14 protein-coding genes are annotated in these 16,533 nt (G+C 73.9%); 9 read left to right on the plus strand and 5 right to left on the minus strand.

Annotated elements, in window-relative coordinates:
• Positions 1-604 precede the first annotated feature (604 nt).
• The 7 genes from ACF1BN_RS18320 to ACF1BN_RS18350 all read left to right on the plus strand — a co-directional run bounded on the left by ACF1BN_RS18320 (position 605) and on the right by ACF1BN_RS18350 (position 8,636).
• Complete coding sequence (locus ACF1BN_RS18320; RefSeq protein WP_392332630.1) at positions 605-1,573, plus strand: alpha/beta fold hydrolase; 969 nt, start codon at positions 605-607, stop codon at positions 1,571-1,573.
• 406 nt (positions 1,574-1,979) lie between these two features.
• Positions 1,980-3,278 (plus strand): FG-GAP-like repeat-containing protein, encoded by a 1,299-nt coding sequence (locus ACF1BN_RS18325; RefSeq protein WP_392332631.1) that lies wholly within the window; start codon positions 1,980-1,982, stop codon positions 3,276-3,278.
• Positions 3,279-3,402: 124 nt separating this feature from the next.
• Entirely contained in the window at positions 3,403-4,605 is a 1,203-nt protein-coding gene (locus ACF1BN_RS18330; RefSeq protein ID WP_392332632.1) for an FG-GAP-like repeat-containing protein, read from the plus strand.
• A gap of 44 nt (positions 4,606-4,649) precedes the next feature.
• The gene (locus ACF1BN_RS18335; protein WP_392332633.1) at positions 4,650-5,852 is read left to right on the plus strand and encodes an FG-GAP-like repeat-containing protein; all 1,203 of its coding nucleotides are present in this window, start codon (positions 4,650-4,652) and stop codon (positions 5,850-5,852) included.
• Positions 5,853-6,185: 333 nt separating this feature from the next.
• Complete coding sequence (locus ACF1BN_RS18340; RefSeq protein ID WP_392332634.1) at positions 6,186-7,490, plus strand: hypothetical protein; 1,305 nt, start codon at positions 6,186-6,188, stop codon at positions 7,488-7,490.
• Positions 7,491-7,545: 55 nt separating this feature from the next.
• Entirely contained in the window at positions 7,546-8,202 is a 657-nt protein-coding gene (locus ACF1BN_RS18345; RefSeq protein ID WP_392332635.1) for a DUF6058 family natural product biosynthesis protein, read from the plus strand.
• Positions 8,199-8,636 (plus strand): glutaredoxin domain-containing protein, encoded by a 438-nt coding sequence (locus tag ACF1BN_RS18350; protein WP_392332636.1) that lies wholly within the window; start codon positions 8,199-8,201, stop codon positions 8,634-8,636. The genes ACF1BN_RS18345 and ACF1BN_RS18350 overlap by 4 nt, the downstream gene beginning before the upstream one ends.
• A 210-nt stretch (positions 8,637-8,846) precedes the next feature.
• Here ACF1BN_RS18350 and ACF1BN_RS18355 read toward each other — a convergent pair whose 3' ends face one another.
• The gene (locus ACF1BN_RS18355; protein WP_392332910.1) at positions 8,847-10,265 is read right to left on the minus strand and encodes an MFS transporter; all 1,419 of its coding nucleotides are present in this window, start codon (positions 10,263-10,265) and stop codon (positions 8,847-8,849) included.
• Between the two features lie 216 nt (positions 10,266-10,481).
• Here ACF1BN_RS18355 and ACF1BN_RS18360 point away from each other — a divergent pair, with 216 nt between their 5' ends.
• Positions 10,482-10,922: a winged helix-turn-helix transcriptional regulator gene (locus ACF1BN_RS18360; RefSeq protein WP_392332637.1), complete on the plus strand. Its 441-nt coding sequence runs from the start codon at positions 10,482-10,484 to the stop codon at positions 10,920-10,922.
• 136 nt (positions 10,923-11,058) lie between these two features.
• On the opposite strand, the gene ACF1BN_RS18365 is transcribed toward ACF1BN_RS18360, so the two are convergent.
• Positions 11,059-12,477: a hypothetical protein gene (locus ACF1BN_RS18365; protein WP_392332638.1), complete on the minus strand. Its 1,419-nt coding sequence runs from the start codon at positions 12,475-12,477 to the stop codon at positions 11,059-11,061.
• A gap of 135 nt (positions 12,478-12,612) precedes the next feature.
• Between ACF1BN_RS18365 and ACF1BN_RS18370 the strand changes: the two genes are divergently transcribed.
• Positions 12,613-12,987, plus strand: coding sequence for a hypothetical protein (locus tag ACF1BN_RS18370; RefSeq protein WP_392332639.1), 375 nt, complete (start codon positions 12,613-12,615; stop codon positions 12,985-12,987).
• Between the two features lie 99 nt (positions 12,988-13,086).
• On the opposite strand, the gene ACF1BN_RS18375 is transcribed toward ACF1BN_RS18370, so the two are convergent.
• The 3 genes from ACF1BN_RS18375 to ACF1BN_RS18385 form a co-directional block, all read right to left on the minus strand.
• A complete protein-coding gene (locus tag ACF1BN_RS18375; RefSeq protein WP_392332640.1) occupies positions 13,087-14,724 on the minus strand; it encodes a transporter in 1,638 nt (545 codons plus the stop codon).
• Entirely contained in the window at positions 14,721-15,548 is an 828-nt protein-coding gene (locus ACF1BN_RS18380; protein ID WP_392332641.1) for an ABC transporter ATP-binding protein, read from the minus strand. Before ACF1BN_RS18380 ends, ACF1BN_RS18375 begins: the two co-directional genes overlap by 4 nt.
• A 110-nt stretch (positions 15,549-15,658) precedes the next feature.
• Complete coding sequence (locus ACF1BN_RS18385) at positions 15,659-16,339, minus strand: bifunctional DNA primase/polymerase (protein ID WP_392332642.1); 681 nt, start codon at positions 16,337-16,339, stop codon at positions 15,659-15,661.
• Positions 16,340-16,533: the final 194 nt, after the last annotated feature.

The following is a 16,533-nucleotide window of genomic DNA, read 5'->3' on the forward strand; positions in this document are numbered from 1 at the left end:
CGTGCCAGCCCCGTCGCGCCCGGCGGTCGGGGGTCGGCGGTCGCGAGCGGGGTCGGTCGCTCCGCCCCCGGGTGGGCCCGGTGGCCTTCCGCGGGCGTGAGCGCCGCACCGCGCGCCCCGTTTACGCCGGAATGGCCCCGCGCGTGCCCTCGGCGTGCCAGGCTGGAGCGAAGTGCGTGCGTTGCGTGATGCGCGGAAGGGTGGGGCCATGGGAGCGACGGGGGCCGTACGCCGAGTGCCGCGCGTCTCGGGCGCCGCTGCCGACGGGAGGCGGGGCGCCGCCACCGACGGGCTGTCCGGAGCCGCCGCCGACGGGATGCCGGGCGCCGACGGGACCCCCGGAGCGACAGAGGGCCCCGGCGCCTCGCGGCGCCGGGGCCTGTCCTCCCCTGTTCCGACCTGGAGCCCCGAGCTCTCAAGGTCGGTCCCCTCGGACCGTTTTCCCCGAGCGGTCCGCCTCCCGTTGAAGATCTCCCCTCGGCCGCGCGCACCAATCCTTGAGCCCTGTCACTCGAACGAGGGGTGTTGCGCGGCAGAGGCGCATTTTCGAATGCGAGTTCGATAGTCTGGCGAGGTTCGACGGGAAGAGAGGGGGTGCCAGATCATGGCGCGACGACTCGACGTCACCGGAGCCGACGGCATCCGGCTGGCGGCCTGGGAGTTCACGGCCGAGGGCGGTACGGCCACCGGCCCCGAGGCCCGCACGGCCTCGCGCCCGGCCCTGCCGCGCGGCACCGCCGTGAGCATCGCCCGGCAGCCCTCGGGCCCCGAGGACCGCGCCGCGCCTCCCCGCCCGTCCGGCGCCCCGGTCTTACTCCTCCACGGCCTCATGGGCCACGCGGCCCACTGGGCCCGCGCCGCCGGCCTCCTCGCCGGCGGGCACCGCACGATCGCGCTCGACCAGCGGGGCCACGGCGCGAGCGAGAAGCCGCCCGGCGGCCCCTTCACCCGCGAGGCGTACGTGGCGGACGCGGCGGCCGTCATCGAGCGGCTCGGGCTCGCTCCCGTCACCCTCGTCGGCCACTCCATGGGCGCGCTGACGGCCTGGCAGCTCGCCGCCGAGCGCCCGGACCTGGTCCGCGCCCTGGTCATCTGCGACATGCGGGCCTCCGCGCTCGGCGCGGCCTCGCAGCGCGCCTGGCAGGACTGGTTCCGCGGCTGGCCGGCGCCCTTCCCGACACTGGACGCCGTGCACCGCTGGTTCGGCGCGGACGACCCGTGGGTGGAGACGCCGAACCCGGCGCGGGGCGCGTTCTTCGCCGAGGTGATGGCCGAGCGGGCGGACGGCTGGCACCCCGTCTTCGACCCGGAGCAGATGCTCACCTCCCGCGAGACCTGGGTCCACGACGCCCACTGGGACTCCCTCGCCCAGGTCCGCTGCCCCACCCTCGTGCTCCGCGGCCTCGACGGCGAACTGGGCCGCGCCGAGGCGCAGGAGATGGTCCGCGTCCTCCCGCACGGCGCCTACGCCGAGATCCCCGACGCCGGCCACCTCCTCCACTACACCCATCCCCGGGCCTGGGCGGATGCCCTCGACCCCTTCCTCACCGGCACCCTGACCCCGGGCCCCTGACCGGCACCCTGACCCCCGGCCCCTCACCGGCACCCTGACCCCGGGCCCCTGACCGGCACCCTGACCCCCGGCCCCTCACAGGCACCCTGACCCCGGGTCCTGACCGGGCACACTGCCCCGACCACCCCGGCCCTCGGCGCGGCTCCGATCTTCCGGGGGCAAGGGAATCGGAGAGCCGGAGGCGCAGAGCCCCGGCGCTTCACCAGGAGGGCCGGCGGTCCCTACCGTGCCTCGGGGCCGGGGCCTCTTCGCGCCGTCGGGGAGGGCCTTCGCCGGGGAGAGGCCCTTCGTAAGGAGGGGGGCTCTCCGCCCCGCCACGCCCACGTTGTATTTTCCCTCCACGGCGCGTCGAGAGGGAGGCCCCTCAGGGCTCGGCTCCGCGCCGCACTCGGAGGGGAATCGCACCATGCCACTTCAGTTCAGGCCGCGCAGTCGCGCGGTGGCCCAGTCCGGCGCCCGGGCGCAGGGCACCGCCAGGGCCCGTACCGTCAAGCCGGCGGCGCTCGGCCTCGCCGTGCTCACCGCACTCACCACCTTCACGGCCCTCGGCCCGGCCGCCACCCCGGCGCAGGCCGCGCCCGAGGACTGCCCGAAGGGCTACTTCTGCGGCTGGAAGTCGGGCCACGCCACGGGCACGATGTTCAAGACGAACAAGAGCCTGTCCTCGCTCGGTTCCTGGGACGGTCAGATCCAGTCGGTCGTCAACCGCAGCACCCAGTGGGCCTGTCTGTACGACGAGCCCGGCTTCCGGACCTCGTACTGGAGCATGAGCACGAGGGAGCCCCACCAGTCGACCGGCGAATGGGGCGGTTCCGGCATCGGCTCGCTGAGCTCGATCAAGTTCGTCCCTACGGAGCGGGAGTGCTACGGGCCCGCGTACCCGATCTGGTACGCGGAGCCGACGGGCGGTGGTCGGTCCTCCTTCGCCAATCTCGACGGGGACGACGAGGCCGACCTCCTCGTCCGCGACACGGTGGGCCGCCTCTGGTGGCTCCCGGGTGACGGCAACGGCAAGCTGATCGGCGGCGGCTGGGACGCGATGAACGCCCTCACCCGCCACGGCGACCTCACCGGTGACGGCAAGGAGGACGTGATCGCCCGGGAGGCGTCCACCGGCAAGCTCTGGCTGTACCCCGGCACCGGCACCGGATCCCTCGGCGCCCGCAAGCTGATCGGCACGGGCGGCTGGAACTCCCTGACCCGCATCACCGCCTTCGGCGACCTGACCGGCGACAACCGCTCCGACCTCCTCGCCGTCGAGAAGGCCACCGGCAAGCTGTGGCTCTACCCGGGCACGGGGACGTCCACCGGCAAGCTCGGCGCCCGCAGGCTCATCGGCTCCGGCGGCTGGACCTCCATGGACGCCCTGACCGCCACCGGCGATGTCACCGGCGACGGGAAGGCCGACCTGGTCGCCCGGCAGCCCTCCACCGGGCAACTGTGGCTGTACCGGGGCAAGGCGGGCGCCCTGGGCTCCCGCACCCTCCTCGGCGGCGGCTGGAACGTGATGGCCTCGCTCGTCGCGGTCGGTGACCATGGCTATGACGGCCTCAACGATGTCGTCGCGATCACCAATAGCCGCTACAGGAGCGACGAGTGCTCCGCTGACGGATGCCTGGTGGTGTATCAGGGCAGGGGCAGCGGCTCGTTCCACCCCGGCTGGGCGCTCCACCACGACTGGCGCGAGTTGAGCACCGTCTTCTGAGGCCCGCCCACCCGTCTGCTGCCGACCCCCGGCATGTACCCCGCCACCCGGCGGGGTACATTTCCCTGCCACGGCGCGTCGAGCGGAGGATCCCGGCTCCGCGCCGCACATCGGAGGAAGAAGCATGCCCACGTCCCTGCGCCGACGCCTGGCCACCACGGCCACCGCTCTCGGCCTCACCACCCTCACCACCCTCGGCGTCCTCGCGGGCGCCGCGGCCCCCGCCCAGGCGGCCCCCGCCGACTGCCCGGCGGGCTACTTCTGCGCCTGGAAGACGGACAACGCCACCGGCGAGATGTTCAAGACCACCGCCGACGCCCCCACGCTCGGCAGCTGGGACAACAAGTTCCGCTCGGTCTCCAACCGCACCACGAAGTTCGCCTGTCTCCACGACGACCCGAACCACGGCTACGACGGCGACGTCTGGCAGATCGACCCGAACCCGTCGGGCACCGAGTGGGGCGGCGCGGGCAGCACCACCGTCAGCTCGCTCCGCCTCGTCGCCACCGAGCGCGAGTGCACCGGCCTCGCCGCGTACCCGGAGTGGTACGCGGAGAAGGCGCCGACCGCCGCCGGCTTCGGCGACCTGAACGCCGACCGGACCGCCGACGTCCTCGTGCGCGACAAGGCCGGCCGCCTGTGGTGGCTGCCCGGTGACGGCACCGGCAAGCTGATCGGCGGCGGCTGGAACGCCATGAACACCCTCACCCGCCACGGCGACCTCACGGGTGACGGCAAGGAGGACGTGATCGCCCGCGAGGCGTCCACCGGCAAGCTGTGGCTCTACCCGGGGTCCGGCACCGGCACCCTCGGCGCCCGCAAGCTGATCGGCACGGGCGGCTGGAACGCCATGACGCAGCTCACCGCCTTCGGCGACCTGACCGGCGACAACCGCTCCGACGTCCTCGCGGTGGAGAAGTCCACGGGCAAGCTGTGGCTGTACCCCGGTACGTCCACCGGCGCGCTCGGCGCCCGCAAGCAGCTCGGCGCCGGCGGCTGGAACGGCATGAACGCCCTCGTCGGCTTCGGCGACATGACCAAGGACGGCAAGGCCGACCTGCTCGCCCGCGAGGCGTCCACGGGCAAGCTGTGGCTGTACCCGGGCGCGTCGTCCGCCGTCGGCTCCCGTGTGCTGATCGGCGGCGGCTGGGGCGGCATGGCCTCCTTCCTCGCCGTCGGCGACTACAGCGCGGACGGCCACCACGACCTCGTCGCGCTCACCCGCGACGGCGTCGAGACCGCGTACCTGGGCAAGCCCACGACCGGCTTCCAGCCGGGTGCCGCCGCCCCGTACGCGGACTGGAACAACCTCAACGGCGCTTTCTGACACACCATTTGGCCACACCAAGAGGGGGGAATGTGCGAAAGGTGATGAAGCGGGGCCTGGCGTCCTTGCTGGGTCTGGCGGCCCTGGGGGCCCTGGGCACGGCGACGGCCGGCCCCGCGCAGGCGGCGGCGAGCGACTGCCCGAAGGGCTACTTCTGCGCCTGGAAGACGGAAGACGCCACGGGACCGATGTTCAAGACGAACAAGTCCCTGCCGACGCTGGGCGCGTGGAACAACACGTTCCGGTCCCAGCTCAACCGCACCTCGAAGTTCGCCTGCGTCTACGACCTGCCGAACTACGAGCTCGGCACCGTGTGGACGCTGGACCCGAACGAGGACCTCCACGACCGCTACGACATCGTCGTGGACCCGCACGCCGGCTCGGTGGAGCTCGCTCCCACCGAGCGCGAGTGCGGCGGCGAGGCGCACCCCACGTGGTACGCGGAGACCTCCCCGAAGGCGGCCGACTTCGGCGACCTGAACGGCGACCGGAAGGCGGACGTCCTCGTCCGCGACACGGCCGGCCGCCTCTGGTTCCTGTCCGGCGACTACGTCGGCAAGCTCGTCGGCGCGGGCGGCTGGAACGCGATGGACGCCATGGTCCGGCACGGCGACTTCTCGCGTGACGGCAAGGAGGACGTGATCGCCCGCGAGGCGTCCACCGGCAAGCTGTGGCTGTACCCGGGCACGGGTACGGGCTCGCTCGGCGCGCGCAAGCTGGTCGGCGCGGGCGGCTGGAACGCCATGTCCCGGATCACCGCCGTCGGCGACCTGACCGGCGACAAGCGCTCCGACCTCCTCGCGGTGGAGAAGTCCACGGGCAAGCTGTGGCTGTACCCCGGTACGGCCTCCGGTTCGCTCGGTGCCCGCAAGCTGGTCGGCGCGGGCGGCTGGAACAGCATGAACGCGCTGACCGGCCCCGGCGACACGAACGGCGACGGCCGCGTCGACGTGTACGCCCGCGAGGCGTCCACGGGCAAGCTGTGGCTGTACCCCGGTACCGCCTCCGGTTCGCTCGGCGCGCGCAAGCTGGTCGGCACGGGCGGCTGGAACCCGATGGGCTCCTTCCTCTCGATCGGTGACTTCACCGGCGACGGCAAGCCCGACCTCGCGGCGATCGCCCGGCGCCCCGGCCTGGAGCCGGAGCACGCGGACGAACTCCGCACCTACCGCGGCCTCGGCACCGGCGCCCTCACGGCCTGGAACCGGGCCGACAGCAACTGGTGGGGCCTGAACGGCGCGTTCTGATCCGACCCCGCACGACGGAAGGGCCTCCGCCCCGGAGAGGGGTGGAGGCCCTGCGCGTTGCCGCTGCCTCCTGCTTCACGCGGCGCGGAACGTCGGGATCCCCGCGTTCGGCGGGACGACGTGGCCGCTGGGCTGGAGGTCGCTCCCGACGCTCGAAGATCCGTTCGTAGAAGGAGAGTTGTTGCGCCGGGCGGTGGAGTCTGCGCTACGGTGACGCCAACATCACGCTCCGTAAAAGGAGCGGCCCCCGGGGGTGCGCCAACACCATCCGAGGGCCTTCACCACCAGTGGATACGGAGTCCACCAGAAATGCTTCGGCATGCTATCGCGCCCTTGTCGGCGTACACGAAGGTCTCGCACAGTGTCGTCCGGAATCCGCGACTGACCAGCGACGCGAAAGTCCTCCTCGTCTACCTCCAGGGACTCCCGGAGAGCGCGGCCACCACGAAGCCGCTCGGCGAACACGCCGTCGACCTGGGCATGAAGCCGAGGACTTACCAGAAGGCGAAGGAATCGCTCACCACGTGCGGACATCTGCACGAGTGGCGATGGCAGGACGGTCAGGGGCTCTGGAAGACCACCCAGCTCGTCACGAACGTCAGCCTCACGCGTGAGGAGGCCAGGGCGGTACGGGACGGCGACCGGTCACCGACTGTGCCCGATCCGACGGTCGGTGGGCGAGGCGGTCCGATCGCCGGGGGTCACCCCAAAGACGAAGACCGGGAGAAGAACCACCTGCACCCACCCACCGAAGACCCGGCGCCGACCGGAACCCCGGCTCCGGCCGGGGACACGGCGTCGGCCGGAACCCCGGCTCCGGCCGGGGACACGGCGTCGGCCGGAACCCCGGTTCCGACCGGGGGCCCGGCGTCGGCCCGCCCGGACGACCGGAGCGAGGCGGGTGACCCGGACGACCGGGACGAGCCGGAGGACTCGGAGCACCCGGACGAGCTGGGCGGGCCGGGTGCGCCGGGCGGGCCGGGTGGGCCGGGCAAGCCGGAGGGGCCGGAGGGGCCGGAGGGGCCGGGCGGGCCGGAAGGGCGGCGTCGCGACGACAAGCAGCCGCAGCCGTCCCCGCCCGACGCCCCCCTTGTCCACGCCGAACGGCTCCTGCTCACGCTCCACCACGCCGACCGCGACCTGCGGCTCGGTGCCCGGGAGGCACGGGGGCTCGCCGCCCTCGCGGCGGAGTGGCTGCGGCGGGGCGTCTCGACGGCGGACCTGCGGCACGCGCTGACGGCGCATCTGCCGCGTACCGGCGTCCGTTCGGCGGCCGGGTTCCTCCGGCACCGGCTGACCGAGAAACTGCCGCCGCGCCTGACGGGGGCGCCGTTCGACGAGGCCCCGCCCCCGGCGCCGGGTCCGCTCGTGAACTGCCAGGGGCCGGACGGCAAGCCCCACGCGTTCCGGCCGGTCGCGGACGAGACGCTCTGCGGGCCCTGCCGCAGCGAGGCGGCAAGGCGGGCCGACCCGGGGGCCCAGCGCCCGGACGCGCCCGCCGTCCGTGGCGACTGGCGCACCCGCGTCGCCGAGGCCTTCGCCGATCACCCCGGCCGCGCCTGGGACGCCCTCGACCGCACGGGCCTCCTGCCGGGCGCGGCGGACGGTTCGGCGGGGGCCGAACCGTCCCGCGGCTAGCGTCGGTGAACCCGCGCGGGACAGGCCCGCGCGCCCGCCCCTCCCGGGAGACCCCATGCCCGACACCACGCCCGACACCACGCCCGACGCCACATCCGACAACGCCCTGAGGCGGCGCGTCGCGGAACGGTTCCGCGAGGTGAACGGCGACCACCCGATGTCCGCCGCCGACGACGCCTACGTCAGCGCGCAGTTCGTACCGCTGGACGAACTGTGCGCCGCCCGGGGGCGCGAGGCCGGTGAGGTCCGGCGGCTGATGCTGGCACGGCGGCTGCCGCTGCCCTCGTACCTGCGCTCCGACGGCGCCGAGATGGTGCCGGGCGACCTGTTCGACCTCGCGGAGCGGGCCGGCGGGATCGACCGCCTCGAAGCGTGGTTCACCGGGCACTGGGAGGACGCGGGCGCCGGGCGGGCCGAGTGGGACGCGTACCTCAGCGGTCAGTACGTCTGCCTGCGCACGGTCGCACCGGAGACGATCCGGCGCAAGGAGTACCTGACGGGCGCGATCGGTGCGGCGGAGAGCGCACCGGACGCCGGCTCGGCGGACTGGACCGCGCGGCTGCACGCGCTCGTCGACGAACTCGACGCGCTGGAGCCGGACTTCACCGCCTACGACCGGCTCCGCTTCGGCGGCCCGACGTCCAGGGACACCTGTGTCGACGCCGTCCGCGCCCGCCACCCCCGCGCCGGGGCGGCTAGCCTGGCCCGGTGATACGTGCCTGGCTGACGCCGATCCTCCTGGCCCTCGCGGGGCTGCTCGCCGGCGGGAGTCGCCTGGCGGACGGCAGCCCGGTGGCGGGTCTGGTCCTCCTGGCGGCGTTCCTGCTCCTCGCCGCCGTCACCTCCCCGCTCGCCTTCCCGAGGTCGGTCACCTCGGCGGAGGCGCTGCGCCGAGGCGAGGCCGACGGGCGGCCGGTCGTCTACTGGCGCCCCGGCTGCGTCTTCTGCCTGCGCCTGCGCGTCCGCCTCGGCCGCCGGGCCGGCCGCGCCCACTGGGTGAACATCTGGCGCGACCCGGAGGGGGCGGCGGCCGTACGCGCGGTGAACGACGGCAACGAGACCGTCCCCACCGTCCTCCTGGCCGGCCGCCACCACACCAACCCCGACCCCGCCTGGCTCCGCGCCCGGCTCGACGAGCTCGACTAGCTCGACGGGGGCTGCGGCCCGGCACGCTGACCCCGTGGACCTCCCCGAGGCACGCGAGCGGGGTTCCGCCGGAGGGGCAGCGGGGTGACGCCGGTCGTCCCGCCGGGCCGACGCCCTGGACGCCCGCCGGATCAGCCGTCCCCGACGACCCCGACGCCCCCGCCCTCGCGGGACTCGCGGGACTCGCGGGATTCACCGAACCCGCGGGATTCACCGAACTCTCGCCGGCACCGAGGCATCCGGTGTGCCCGAGGCGATAGGCGCCCCGCCCCGCCGGCCGCGCAGTCCGAAGGCGCTGACGGCGACGGCGACCAGGGCGGCGACCAGGGGCACGACGAGGGCGGCCCGGTAGCCGTCGAGGAGCCCAGTGGGCGATCCCGGGTCGGTGGCGGCGATGTTGGCGGCGGTCACGGCGGACAGGCCGAGCGCGGCGCCGAACTGGAAGGACGTGTACAGCAGTCCGCCGGCGACACCCTGCTCCTCCTCCGCGATCCCCTCCGTCGCGACGATCGTCAGCGGGCCGTACGCCAGGGAGAAGGACAGGCCCAGAAGGAGCAGGGTCGGGAACATCGCCAGATACGTCCAGTCCGCGCCGACCGGCAGGAAGAGCGCGTACGCGAGGGAGGCCAGCAGCAGTCCGCCGAGGATGACCCGGGCGTTGCCGAACCGCTCCACCAGGCGGGGGGTGAGGGTCGGCGAGAGGATCGCGTCCACGCCGATGACGATCAGGGCGAAGCTCGTCTGGAGGGTCGACCAGCCGCGCAGTTCCTGGAGGTAGAGCACCGCGACGAACTGGAAGCCGAAGAAGCCCGCGGCGAAGAACATGCCGGCCAGGTTGGCCCGGACGAGGCTGCCCGAGCGGAAGATGCCCAGGCGGACCAGGGGAGAGGCGGACCTGCGCTCCACGGCGACGAAGACGAGGAAGAGGGCGAGGCTCGCGGCGATCGTGCCGACGGTCCAGGCGGCGGAGACGTGCGAGGCGCGCTCCACACCGAAGACGAGCAGCAGGATGGCGGCGGTCACGCTGAGCGCGCCGGCCACGTCGACGCCCTGGCCCGTCCGCTCCGGGCGCGGGGACCTGGGGATGAGCGCGACCGCGGCGATCAGGATGACCAGGGAGAGCACGACGGGCGCGAAGAACACCCAGCGCCAGTCGACGGCCGCCAGCAGACCGCCCACGACCAGGCCGACGGAGAAGCCGCCCGCCGCCGTGCCGGAGTAGAAGAGCAGGGCCTTGTTGCGCCGAGGGCCCTCCTCGAAACCGGTGGTGATGATCGACAGGCCCGCCGGGGTCATGAAGGCCGCGGCGACACCGGTCACGAACCGGGCCACGATCAGCATCCACCCCTCGGTGGCGAAGCCGCCGAGTCCGGAGAAGAGCAGGAAGACCACGAGCCAGAGGACGAACATCCGCCGGCGCCCGAAGAGGTCGGCCGCCCGGCCGCCCAGCAGCATGAAGCCGCCGTAGCCGAGGACGTAGGCGCTCATCACCCACTGGAGCATGCCGGTGGACAGGCCCAGGTCCTCGCGGATCGAGGGCAGCGCCACGTTCAGCATGGCGACGTCGATGCCCTCCAGGAAGATCGCGCCGCACAGCACGAGGAGCACGCCCCACGCGCGCCCGCTCATGCGGTCGGAGCCGCTGCTCGGAAGGGTCGGTGATGAGGGCATGGCGAAGCTCCTGTCGGCGAAGGAAGGGTGGTGCGGAACGCTCCGCGTTCCTGGTCCGAGCACGTGGAGTTCCCCTGAAGTCCACGTCAGGACACGACGACTGACGGAAGGTCACGGAAAGGGGGTCCGCTTCCCGCTTGTCGTCACCGAAATCATCCGGCAGCCTGGGGAAGCATGGAAGAACGCACTTTCACGTCACCTGGTTACCGCGAGGGAACCGAGCAGGACTACGACGTCCTCCAGTGGGACGCCCGCGAGGGGTGCGAGGTGCGTCAGATCCTCGACCGCGTCGCGGACAAGTGGTCGCTGCTGACCATCGCCCACCTCGACCGTCAGCCGCTCCGCTTCTCCGAACTCCGCCGCCGCATCGAGGGCGTCAGCCAGCGCATGCTGACCGTGACCCTCCGCCAGCTCGAACGGGACGGCCTGGTCAGCCGTACCGTCTACCCCGTCGTCCCGCCCTGCGTCGAGTACGCCCTCACCCCGCTCGGCGCGACCCTCCACACCACCATCCAGGCCCTCGTCGGCTGGACGGAGACCCACCAGCAGGAGATCGCCCGCGCCCGCGCCGACTACGACAGCAGGCAGGCACAGGCCGCGACCCTGGCCTCCTGAGCCGCCAGGACCCTCCAGAAGCCGGGCCGACCCGCTTGGCCGGCCACGACCGGCCTGGCCCGACCCGATCCGTCGATCCGATCCGATCCGGCCCTGCCCGCCCCAACCCGGTCCCGCCCCCTGGGTGCTCAGCCCCTCAGCTGTCCGCCGGGGTGGCGGCCGTGGCGTCCGCTGCGGCCGGGAGCTCCGCGAGTGTGGCGCGCAGCGCCGCCGCGGCCGACGACACGTCGGCCACGAACGAGTCCCGGCCCGCCGCGACCGCCGCCCGCGAGGCCACCTCCAGGGCGTCGCCCCACGGCCCGGCGAGCCCCGGCAGCAGGCCCGGCGCCTCGTCCCCCGCGCGGCGGACGATCGAGTCGCATATGAGGTGGGTCTCCAGCGCGATCCGCCACGCCTCCGCGACCCGTCCCTCCCGCAGCAGCAGGTCCGCGGCCCGCACCAGGACGGCGGCGCTCGGCGCGAACGTCGACCCCATCCGCACCCGCACCGACGACGAGTACGACTCGTGCGCGGTCAACTCCTCGCGCAGCCGCGCCAGTTCACCCCGCGCAGCCTGCCCGTCCCGCCGGTCCCGCAGCAGGTCCTCGCCCGCCAGGAGCGCGTCCGCCAGCGACGGGGGCAGCGGCAGCGCGGCCGCCCGCTCCTCCCGGTCCACCGCCCCCGGCTCCAGCTCGTCGGCCCGGGCCAGCAGCGGCGCGGCCTGCCGCACCCGGCCGGCCAGCCGCAGGTGCAGCCCCTCCCGGGCCAGCGCCCGCCCGAGCCCGCCGACACCCGCCTCGGCCGCCTCCCGCACCACCAGATCGACCCCGAGCGCGGTGTCCCAGTTGCCCCGGGCCGCCTCCAGCCGCGAGGCGGTGTCGCCGGCCGCGTCCGCCATGTACCCGGCCTCCTCCCGGCCGAGCCCGCCCCGCTGCCCGGTCAGGTCCTTGTAGCGGGCCAGCGACTGCCGGGCGCACGCCAGCGCCTGGTCGACGTCCCCGACCTTCAGCTGCACCACGGACGCCAGCGCCAGGACCCGCGCGAAGTCCGGCAGCAGCGGATGCGGCGACTCGTAAGCGCCGACCGCCACATAGGCGCCGATCGCCCGGTCCACGTCCGTCAGCGCGGCCAGTGGACGCCCCGCGTCCCCGTACGCCCGCGCGCGGCGTATCAGCGCGTCCGCCGCCAGCAGCGCGCCGTTCGGCAGGCCGCTCCGTCCGTACGCGTCCACGCACGCCCCGAGGTCCGCCACGGCCTCCTCGGCCTGCCCCAGCGCCAGCCGCGTCGAGGCCCGCGAGTACAGCAGCGCGCCCCGCATGTGCCACAGCCGAGGGTCGTCGGGCGCCGCCCGGCACAGCTCGTCCAGATACCGCGCCGACCGGTCGAAGGCCTCCAGCGCCGCTCCCGCCCGGCTCGGCAGCACCTGGTGCCCGACGCCCTGCTCGTACGCCTCCTGCGTCAGCCGTGTCAGCCGCTCCCGCTCCGCCTCCGTCATCCCCGAGCCCGCGCCGGCGTCCTCACCGCCCGCGCCCCGCCCCGCCTCGACCTTTCGCCTCCGCCGCCCGAAGACCCCCACGCGAACCTCCCCCATCGCCACCCGAACCCCTCCCCAGCATCATGACCGCCACCCCCCGCCCCCGACACCCCTGTGGACAACCCCCTGTGGAAAACCCGTCGCTGCCGCGATCCTCGCCCCGCTGACGTCTCGGCCATGACCAGCACCCGGCCCCAGCGCGCCCCGCGGCGACCGACGACGACCCTCTGGCGCCCCACCGGCCCCGAGGAGCTCGCCCTGGTCCGCGGGCTCGACTGGCGCGCCTGGCCGCCCCGCCTGCCCGAGCAGCCGATCTTCTACCCGGTGCTCGACGAGGAGTACGCGATCCGCATCGCCCGCGACTGGAACGTGAAGCACAGCGGCGTCGGCCACGTCACCCGCTTCGAGGTCGACACGGCCTTCGTCTCCCGCTACCCCGTCCAGCAGGCCGGCGGTCGCACCATCCTGGAGCTGTGGGTCCCCGCCGAGGACCTGGACGACTTCAACGCCCACATCGTCGGCCCGATCACCGTCACCCACACCTTCCGCTGAGCGGAGACGGCCGAGCCCCGGGCCGGGAAGCCCGGGAAGACGCCGAAGGGCCGCCCGGCGCGGTGTCGCGCCGGGCGGCCCCTTCGCCTCGTCGCGCGGTCAGCCCTTGCTGACCGCCGTGAGGATCTCCGGCAGGCGCTTCGCCATCCGCACCGACATGATCCTGAGGGCGCCCCAGGTCAGCAGGGCGCCGTAGGTCACGCCCAGGGGGAGCAGGAGCCACAGCAGCGCGTGCTGGTCGCTCACGCGGAGCCAGATCAGCAGGCCGATCAGCGGGGCGCACAGCAGCGGGCCCGCGAACATGCCGCCGAAGATCGCGGCGACCGCCATGCCGCCCTGGCCGGGCGCGATGTTGCGGTGCGAATCCTGGGGGATCCCGTACGGGTACGTGACCGAGACGACCACGCCCAGCGCGAGCATCGCGCCCAGTAGCGCGAACGCCAGGCCGAACACCTCGGGGAGCTGCGACCAGCCGCCGCCGATCAGCGCCGTCACCACGGCGACGACCACCGTGTACGGCACGGTGATCGCGCTCATCACGTAGGCCCGGTCCCGCAGTTCCGCGAACGCGTCCGCCGGCGAGGAGATCGTCTGCGCGACCATCCAGAACGCCGACGAGTCCTGCCCGAACTGGTTGAACATCTGCATGCCCAGCATGCCCGAGGCGAAGCAGGCCCAGTAGACCGAGCCGGCGTCCTGGAAGGCGTTGAAGACCGGCACGAGCACGCCGATCGCCAGCACCGTCACCCACGAGGCCTTCGTCTTGGGGTCCCGCCAGATGTAGCGGAAGCACCGTTCCATCACCGCGCCCGTACGGCCTCCGGGCAGCATCCTGACGAGCAGCCCGCGCCCCGCCGCCGGGTCCTTGACCGTGTCCGGCGCCGCGCCGATCGTCGAACCGTCCGGCTCGACCATCAGCCGCACCAGGCTCCGGCGCCACCACCACAGCAGCACCGCGACCGCCGCCACCGAGACCGCGAGCCGCGCCGCGGCGAGCAGGAGGTCCCCGTCGGACGCCGACCGCACCGCTGCCACCGCGGAGGCCGCCGGCAGCCAGCCCACCACCGACGCGACCGTGTCGAGCAGCGACAGGTCCTTCGCCCGGCCCAGCGCCTGGGCGCCGAAGTTGACCACCTGGATGCCCAGCGCGATCACCAGACCGGACAGCAGCGCCATGTCCCGCCCCTTGCGGGAGGTCAGCAGCCGCACGTTCGCCGTGGCGATCGCCCGCGACAGCGCCACGCACACCAGCAGCACCAGCGGCACCGCGAGCACCGCGGTCACCGCCGCGGCGACGCCGTGCGCCACGGCGACGGCCGCCCCGAACGCCAGACACAGCGTGAAGAGCGGGCCCGTGCCCACCAGGGAGGACACGAGCAGCGCCCGCACCAGAGGCTCGGGCCGCAGCGGCAGCATCACGAGCCGCGAGGGGTCCAGCGTCTCGTCCCCGCTCGGCAGGAACAGCGGCATCACCGCCCAGCCCAGCGCGAAGACCGCGACCGACAGCACCGAGACCGCCCCGGCCGCCGCGTTCCCCCGCAGCAGCAGGAAACCGAGCACCATGAAGGCGGCGAAGAGCAGCACGATCACGAGGGAGGCCACGAAGGCGGCCGTGCGCCCGCTCGACTGCCGCAGCCCGTTCCGCATGAGCGCCAGCTTCAGGCGGACGAAGACCGGGGTGAGCGACACCGGGGCCGCGGCGGCCCCCGCCCCCGGTGCCGTCGTCGGCGCCGTCATCGCGTCTCGCCCTTGCCGCCCAGCCAGTCCAGCGAATCGCCCGCGGCGATCCGCCCGTTCGCGCCCACCAGCTCCAGGAACGCCTCCTGGAGGGTGGCCGCGTCCCCCTTCACCTCGGCCAGCGGACCCTGCGCCCTGATCCGGCCCCCGGCCATCACCGCGACCCAGTCGCACAGCGACTCCACCAGCTCCATCACATGGCTGGAGAAGACGACGGTCGCGCCCGAGCCCGTGTACCGCTCCAGGACGCCCCGGATGGTCTGCGCCGACACCGGGTCGACGCCCTCGAAGGGCTCGTCGAGGAAGAGCACGTCCGGGTTGTGGAGCAGCGCCGCCGCGAGCCCGATCTTCTTCCGCATGCCGGTCGAGTAGTCGACGACCAGCTTGTGCTGCGAACCGGCCAGGTCCAGCACGTCGAGGAGCTGGGTGGCCCGCTTGTCGACCTCCGCGCCGGGCAGCCCCCGCAGCCGCCCGCTGAACGCCAGGAGTTCACGGCCCGAGAGCCGCTCGAAGAGCCGCAGGCCCTCCGGCAGGATCCCGATCCGCGCCTTCACCCGCGCCACCGACTCGGGGTCGTCCCACACGTCGTGGCCGGCCACCCGGATCCGGCCGGAGTCGGGCCGCAGCAGGCCGGTGATCATGGAGAGGGTGGTGGTCTTGCCGGCGCCGTTCGGCCCGACGAGCCCGATGAACTTCCCCGCCGGCAGGACCAGATCGATGCCGTGCACCGCGATCTGCTGGTCGAACCGCTTCCACACCCCCTCCACCTGCACCGCGGGCGCCGCACCGGATGATTCCGGTGCGGCGCCCGTCGGTTCGAACATTCCGTCAGATGCCTGGTCAGGCATGGTCCGCCAACCCTTCGGTTGTCCCCGTGAGGCGCTGTTCGCGCCATTTCGGCCAGCCTAAGGGGCGACCCCGGGGAAACCCCAGGTCACTGGCGGCGTGCGCGCGATTCGGCCGCCTCGCGCCCGCACGCGTACGCGAGCGCGCTGATCAGCTCCTCCGCGTCCGGCAGCCAGCGGTTGGCCGGGGTGGGCCGGCGGGCCCACTGCACCGCGCCCCGGCCGCCGATCCGGGTGGGCGGCGCCGCCACGTAATGGCCCTCCCCGCGCGTGGCGAGGTCGAGCGAGGCCGGGGCCCAGCCGAGCTTGCGGATGAGGTCGGGCACCTTCGCGGAGGCGCCCGGCAGCACGAAGAAGAACATCCGGCGGTCCGGGGTGCAGGTCACGGGCCCCAGCGTGAGCTCCATGCGCTCCATCCGCGCGAGCGCCAGGAAACCGGCCGCCTCGGGCACCTCGATCGCGTCGAAGGTGCGGCCGGTGGGGAGGAGGATCGAGGACTTCGGCTGCTTCGACCACATGCGGCGGGCGCCGACCGCGCTCCCGGTCGCCAGCGTCGCCCAGTCGGGCTTCACGGCGTGGGCGCCCGGCAGGGGGCAGTCGGCCGTGCCGCAGGAGCAGTGCTCCCGGCCCTCGACGGCTTCCAGCCAAGTCCCCGGGAACACGTCCCAGTGCCGCTCTTCCGCATACCGCACGGCGCTGTCGAGCAGCTGCTCGCCTCGCTGCTGGGGGATCTGTGCGGCTTCCGTCGTGACTCCGATGGTCTCATCCACGGTGAAGACAACTGCGCCCGTCACCTGGGGTTACGGGCACGGCGGCGCCGGGGGTGAGGCATCGATCCTGCATGCGGGGCGCATGGGTGCACGCGCGGGGGCGCGCGGGGGACCGGGGAGCGGGGGAGGGGTACGGAAGAGGGCGGGGCGGACACGGGACGGGGGCGGGGCGGGGTCCCGCGGGCCGCCGACCG

Source organism: Streptomyces sp. NPDC014861, from assembly GCF_043081625.1.
Taxonomy (GTDB): Bacteria; Actinomycetota; Actinomycetes; order Streptomycetales; family Streptomycetaceae; genus Streptomyces.